The 6,094-nt window shown below is 37.1% G+C and carries 7 protein-coding genes; 5 read left to right on the forward strand and 2 right to left on the reverse strand.

Annotation, left to right across the window (positions count from 1 at the left end):
• Window positions 1-36: 36 nt before the first annotated feature.
• The gene (locus B4Z90_RS16170; RefSeq protein ID WP_147282070.1) at window positions 37-600 is read right to left on the reverse strand and encodes a hypothetical protein; all 564 of its coding nucleotides are present in this window, start codon (window positions 598-600) and stop codon (window positions 37-39) included.
• 263 nt (window positions 601-863) lie between these two features.
• A complete protein-coding gene (locus B4Z90_RS16175; protein WP_112375903.1) occupies window positions 864-1,382 on the reverse strand; it encodes a ferritin-like domain-containing protein in 519 nt (172 codons plus the stop codon).
• A 363-nt stretch (window positions 1,383-1,745) separates the two neighbouring features.
• Here B4Z90_RS16175 and B4Z90_RS16180 point away from each other — a divergent pair, with 363 nt between their 5' ends.
• The 5 genes from B4Z90_RS16180 to B4Z90_RS16200 all read left to right on the forward strand — a co-directional run bounded on the left by B4Z90_RS16180 (window position 1,746) and on the right by B4Z90_RS16200 (window position 5,932).
• Window positions 1,746-2,870: an aldo/keto reductase gene (locus B4Z90_RS16180; RefSeq protein WP_115050194.1), complete on the forward strand. Its 1,125-nt coding sequence runs from the start codon at window positions 1,746-1,748 to the stop codon at window positions 2,868-2,870.
• Between the two features lie 108 nt (window positions 2,871-2,978).
• Entirely contained in the window at window positions 2,979-3,623 is a 645-nt protein-coding gene (locus B4Z90_RS16185) for an Imm19 family immunity protein (protein WP_083295987.1), read from the forward strand.
• A gap of 179 nt (window positions 3,624-3,802) precedes the next feature.
• Window positions 3,803-4,354 (forward strand): putative glycolipid-binding domain-containing protein, encoded by a 552-nt coding sequence (locus B4Z90_RS16190; protein WP_070566793.1) that lies wholly within the window; start codon window positions 3,803-3,805, stop codon window positions 4,352-4,354.
• 138 nt (window positions 4,355-4,492) lie between these two features.
• Window positions 4,493-4,831, forward strand: a complete 339-nt coding sequence (locus tag B4Z90_RS16195) for a hypothetical protein (RefSeq protein WP_070566791.1) — start codon at window positions 4,493-4,495, stop codon at window positions 4,829-4,831.
• 564 nt (window positions 4,832-5,395) lie between these two features.
• On the forward strand, window positions 5,396-5,932 hold the full coding sequence (locus B4Z90_RS16200; RefSeq protein WP_070566790.1) for an RNA polymerase sigma-70 factor: 537 nt from the start codon (window positions 5,396-5,398) through the stop codon (window positions 5,930-5,932).
• The last annotated feature ends 162 nt before the right edge of the window (window positions 5,933-6,094 follow it).

Consider the following 6,094-nt stretch of genomic DNA (forward strand, 5'->3'; position numbering starts at 1 on the left):
TTGGAAACATAAAACAGAACCATGGGTTCCGAAGATTTATGCTCCGCGGTAAGGAAATAGTGTTTCCTGACAATAGGGAGACATGGCTGTGAGATTCTGAAAATAAAAAACACAACCGGCTTTTGGCTTTGTCATACTAAAATAGAGCTGACCTGACCGGGACCCTACCTGTTTGGCATGTATTTTTCCCACTGTATTTTCAGTATTTCCATCTTTAGTCAAGGGAACAATATCGCGGGGCCAAAACGGGATAAGAAGCGGTAATTTCGTTCGCAAGGTCGTGGTATAACGAAAGGTGGCGCGCAGACTTTCGGGAAAGAAGACAATGATTCGATAATAGGCTAACCTAGTAGAAGCAGTGATAAGGATCTCATCGGGAGCTTCGGAGATCGTCACCTTTTCAAACCTGCTATTCATCCCAAAGGCCAGTCTAAAGGCTATGCTAGCGCCCGTTGGCCAGATAACCACGAGCCAAATCGAATCGCCTGGATTATGAATTTTGAGTCTGTATGTTTTTAGGTCTATTTCAAAAATAGACGTAGAATCTGCTATATCAGCCTGGACCGTTGCTGTCCAAGGAGTGACGGGATTTATCATCATGCTAATTTCTTAACTGTATAATGTGCTTGTCTCCTTATAGGAAGAGAAGCAAGGTAACAATCGTTTTAACAATTGATGTTTATGGTACAACTACGGTGAAAACGTGTTTGTCCTGTTTTTCAATTAGGCTGATGAAAGGAATAACTAAGCTTTGAAGAAAATAAAGTGATTGTGGCTAGGGATAGGATGTGTTTTGTTAAAGATAACTCAATGGACGATTGCACAGGTATAATAAATGCCCGGATTACCGGGCATTTATTAACTTATGACGCAGACTCGTTTACTGACGAGACGGCTATTTCTGTGAGTAATGTATCGGTTTGCTTTTCCTCATCTAGTGTTTGTTGAAGCAATTGCTCGGCTTCAGTATGGTTCATTAATTTTGCAAATGTGACAAGGCAACCATAGCTGGCGATTTCATAATGTTCAACTTTTTGGGCTGCAGAAATGAGTGCCGCATCTAGTGCTGGATCGCCTTCAAAATTTTCAATGATTTCATCAGCTTCCTCCAGCAGACCTTCCATAGCTTTACATTTTTTCCCGCGGGCAGCAATGCCCAACGCTCCAAATACTTCTTTAAGCCGCTCGATTTGTCCTTCAGTTTGGCTGTGGTGCTCCTCAAATGCTTGTTTTAATTGTTCGTCTTCTGCGGCTTTGCTCATTTTCTTTAAACCTTTTAAGAGCTGTTTCTCCGCGCCTAAAATATCTTTTAATTCGTCTACAAATAACTCATGTAAATGCTCGTTTGGCATTTGTTGCTGATTTTGATTCGATTTTGCCATAATTCTTTTTAGAGATGGACACGAGTGGGGAGAAGATCGTTTTTAAAAATTCTTAATTTTGATTTCTGTTTTGTCAATTCGGGAGTACAATTATTGGAAAAGGTCTAAAACGTATTGCCGGGGATCAACTATTTCTAATTTTTTTAATTGTGCTGGATCTACCAATCTATTTCTTGGTGTGGTCACTAATAGTATGCCATCGTCCTTCATGCGATAGCGATGATCTGCTATAGTGATGATCTTCTAAAACAAAGCAGGCCTGAGAATGGTTTTTTTAGCAGAATCCTGATTGCTATATGCATATTGAATTTGGCCATTGCAAATAAATAGCACAGTCAAGGGAATTTAGATAAGGTGCCGCGTATGAAAAGAAGAAAATTTATAGTGCAAACAGGCCTTGCAGGATCGGGCTTAATCTTTAGCGCAGCGGCACCTAATATTTTGGTAAGAACAATTAAAGAACATAGTATGGTAAAACCTGATAATTTAAGCAAACACAGACGTTTTCGCTCCAATAATAAAGCCGGGTTTGGTGGCGTGGCATTAGGGAATGGCTTTCAGCAAAACGCAGATCTAGAATGTCTCCAAGCAGTAGAAGCAGCTTGGAATGCTGGGATACGATTATTTGATACTTCCCCATGGTACGGATTGGGCATCAGCGAACGCAGAATGGGCTTGTTTTTAAAAGATCAGCCACGCGACAGCTTTACCCTTTCCACTAAAGTAGGACGACTCTTAGAACCTAAAGAGGACTTTACCATGGAACAGTTGTTATGGAAGGGTAAAATGAATTTTCGTTATCAATACGATTACAGTGCTGCCGGTGTGAGAAAAAGCGTAGAGGATAGCTTACAGCGCATGGGCTTATCATCTATAGATATCGTATATATTCATGATCTTTCACCCGACAATGGTGATATGAAAGACAGCTATGGAAGTTACTTTGAGCAAGCGGCGAAAGGAGCGATGCCCGAGCTGACTAAAATGAGAGAAGAAGGTATAATAAAAGGATGGGGGCTAGGTGTCAATACCATCGAACCAATTTTGCAAACATTAGACGTGGCAGATCCCGATATTTTTCTTTCAGCCTGCCAATATTCGTTGATTAAACATGATGACGATTTGAATAAGGTTTTCCCAAAGATCGCTGAGAGAGGGTTGTCGATTGTTGTAGGCGCACCACTGTGTGCTGGATTTCTGTCAGGCAGGGACCGCTACCTATATGATGGAACGTTTCCTGCTGGGGTTAAAGAAAAGTTGAATGCTTTACAAAGGGTGGCTGACGATCATGCTGTAGACCTGCGGACAGCTGCATTGCAATTCGCTGCAGCACCAGACGAGGTTTCAGGAGTGATACCCGGAGCACATACCGTAAAGCAGGCCATTCAAAATGCGGAATCTTTCAAGACTAAAATTTCCGCCGATTTTTGGGAAGAATTAAAACATGAAAAATTAATTGCGGCAAATGCTCCCTTACCAAAAGCATAGCATTTAGAATCGTACCTTAAATAAATTGGCTTGCCGTATCGAATTTGAATAACAGTATCTAAATATGAATAGACAAATTACACAAAACAACATAAAAGACAATACAACATAAAAGACAATACATTCTTTTGGTATAGCTATATTAAATGGTTCAATGGATACGACGAAATAAACGAGATCAACATTGACGAAGCATTAGAAGTTATCGGCATTGACAAAGAAAAATTAGCGGAATGGGAAGAACGATTTTTTTCGCTAGATGACTTTGGAGAAGTTTCAAAATTTATCGAAGGAAAATTAGATGGAGATACGACCTTCTTAATTGAATTTCAAGATCATGAAATTAGATTTTTTCTTAACGACATTTACTTTGGGAAGTTAGGTGGGCATTTTGAAGCTTGGTTTCTAACTTGGGATGAACTGTTATCACTTCAACAGTTTGAACAATTATTTCTGCTTATGTTACCAATGACAGCAATTGAAAGAGAGCAAAGAGACCATGCGAAGCAGATTATATATAACCATTTAAAGACAGTACCACAGTTTGAGCAAAGTGCGGAATATATTTCTAAATGTATTTTAAACGGACTTTTAATTGACGAGGTCTTTTTTGAGCTTGATGAAGTGGGTACAGTAAACAATCAAAATCATAGTGTTCGAAATATTCGAAAATATCCAAGATATAAAGAAAACATAATTGAATTGAATAAAATCTTAAAAAAAAATTGCAATAAAAAACTCGGCTCATTATAGTTACGCCAGATCCGCGGCTCATGAAATTCTGGTGCGATCTTTCAAAGAAAATGGCTATGTTGTTATTGCTGAAAAGCTCTTTGATACTTTGCCAAATAAAAAGTTTTTTTAAAATGCCTTAATGCGCCACAATTTTGATTAAAGTCTCTGCAAAAATGAGCGATAAATAAATTTTAAAGATGAAAATATTAATTTGGAAGGGCATTATCTACAATTCCCTCGAATATTTTAAACTGACACAACAGGGAGGCTTTTTTATGGTCGATTCCAACATTATTGGGTATTATGAAGATAAAATCTATACCCTCAAATATCATTTGAAGATTGACGAGCATTGGAATGTTCAAGGTCTTGATTTAGAATATGAAGTGAATGGCGTTAATAAAAGAATAAAAGGAAATAAAGTTAAAAATGACTGGGAAATAAATGGATCGATTATAATCGATTTTCAGGGTATTGATTATATTGATATCTCCCTCACACCATTTACCAATACACTTCCGATCAATAGTTTGAATCTCGAAGTCGGTGAGAGTACGGATATCAAAGTGCTCTATTTTGATATTCTAAACGACGGCATAAAACCAGTTCATCAGAACTATTCGAAAACGAACATGTTAACCTTTCAATACAAGAATGTTCCGAAAGATTTTGAGGCCGACCTTGAAGTAGATCATTTGGGTTTAGTGGTCAATTATCCGGGGTTATTTACCAAGGTAGCCGAAATTTAGCAAGCATCTTCCGGAGCTCAGAAGAACTTCGATTTATAGTCCCTGCGTTTGCACCGGAAAAGGCGAAATCGTGACGAAGTTTCTAAAAACAATATTCCTTTTAGTGCTGTCTTAGCTATGTAACATAAACAGAGCACAATGAATTTTGATATGATTAAATGTGAGGACCTCGGCCAGGCCATACATATACCAAACACGACGGACGACCATCACGAAGAAACCTGGTTTGTGAAATTTGGCGAGGAAATAATAGGTGTTGGACTTTTTCCAAAACAAAGCTCGAACTGCGTTTTGGCAATCGTTGGCGATAGCTATGACGACAAGAAAATACTGGGCGACATTGATGCACATGATAAAGTGATTATTGAAGGATTGAATATCGCTTTTGAAGGCTACTTAAGATCCATCCGCGGTGATGTAGTCATCGGCGAAAAGCAAGTAGATGATTTCTCGCACAATAATCAAAAGTTGGATTAATACCCTATAAAAAAACTGCTCAACTGTTGAGGCAGTTTTTTTTTATCCTTAGCGAAGTACGCTTGTGCGGCTTTCATTTCCGGAAATGAGCATAACAAGGCAGACACGAGGATGTTAAAATATGCTGAAATAGGTTTATCCTCTAATTTAAGAATTAATGTGGATTTTTTTTGTTTAAACAATTGATATTCTTACAGTCAACCAAGTTTGTGTTCCTACGATATTATGGGCTTTATTTTATAATGTAGAGACAAAATATATCGCTGCTGGGGAGTACAGCTACTCTAGTGTGTCGATTGATCCCCAACTTTGCTGCTTCTTATCCAGTTTTAGATCTTTCAATGAAATAAACATATAACTATACCAACGTGATACTATGATTTCGAGTCCAAAGCAAAATTTGGACTAATTTTTTATTTAAAAATTTTATATATCGTTTTATACATTTATAAAAAAATATTAATATTGTACTTATGTAATACATAATATTGTTGGCATTTTTCATAATCTAACCAATTAGTCTTAAACATCTGCTAACCATTGAAGAACAATTTAATTACCGATATGGAATCGAATCAAGTGGAAAGTCAAATAGAGCACAAAATTTTGCGCTGTCTAAAAGACGGAGATATGCAAGCATTTTCCTTAGTATATAATTTTTACTGGGATGGCCTCTATACCTTTGCTTTACGATTGATGAAGGAAGAATCACTAGCACAAGATGTTTTACATGATGTCTTTACTGAGTTGTGGGCCCGTCATAAAAGATTAAACATCCAATCATCGTTAAAAGATTATTTATTCATTTGTACAAAAAACAGATGTTTTAAACTGCTGGGGAAATTACGTAGGTTAAATGAATTAGAGGAACACCTGTTGTTAGACATAGCTGTTGAGCATGATGAGCTTTCATATAAAGAACTCTCTGATCAGCTTGATGGATTATTAGCGAGACTTCCTACCAAAACAAGAGCAATATTTATCATGAGTCGCGAAGATGATTTATCCTACAAACAAATCGCCAAAAAAATGAACCTTAGTATCAAATCTGTAGAATATCATATATCAAAAGTCTTGAATAAATTACGAAAAGCCTTATAATTATATTCACCTTTTCGTTATTTTGTCATATTAACAAATTAAAATCTTTCAAATTCATCCGTATTATAAGCATATGCCCCTTAACGATAGCGAAGATATAAAAAAACAGACTTTTGATCGTATTCTAACAACGATTAGTAGAAAGAAACGTAAAAAGCGTTT

This window comes from Sphingobacterium sp. UBA5639 (genome assembly GCF_002421245.1).
In the GTDB taxonomy this organism is placed as follows: domain Bacteria; phylum Bacteroidota; class Bacteroidia; order Sphingobacteriales; family Sphingobacteriaceae; genus Sphingobacterium; species Sphingobacterium multivorum.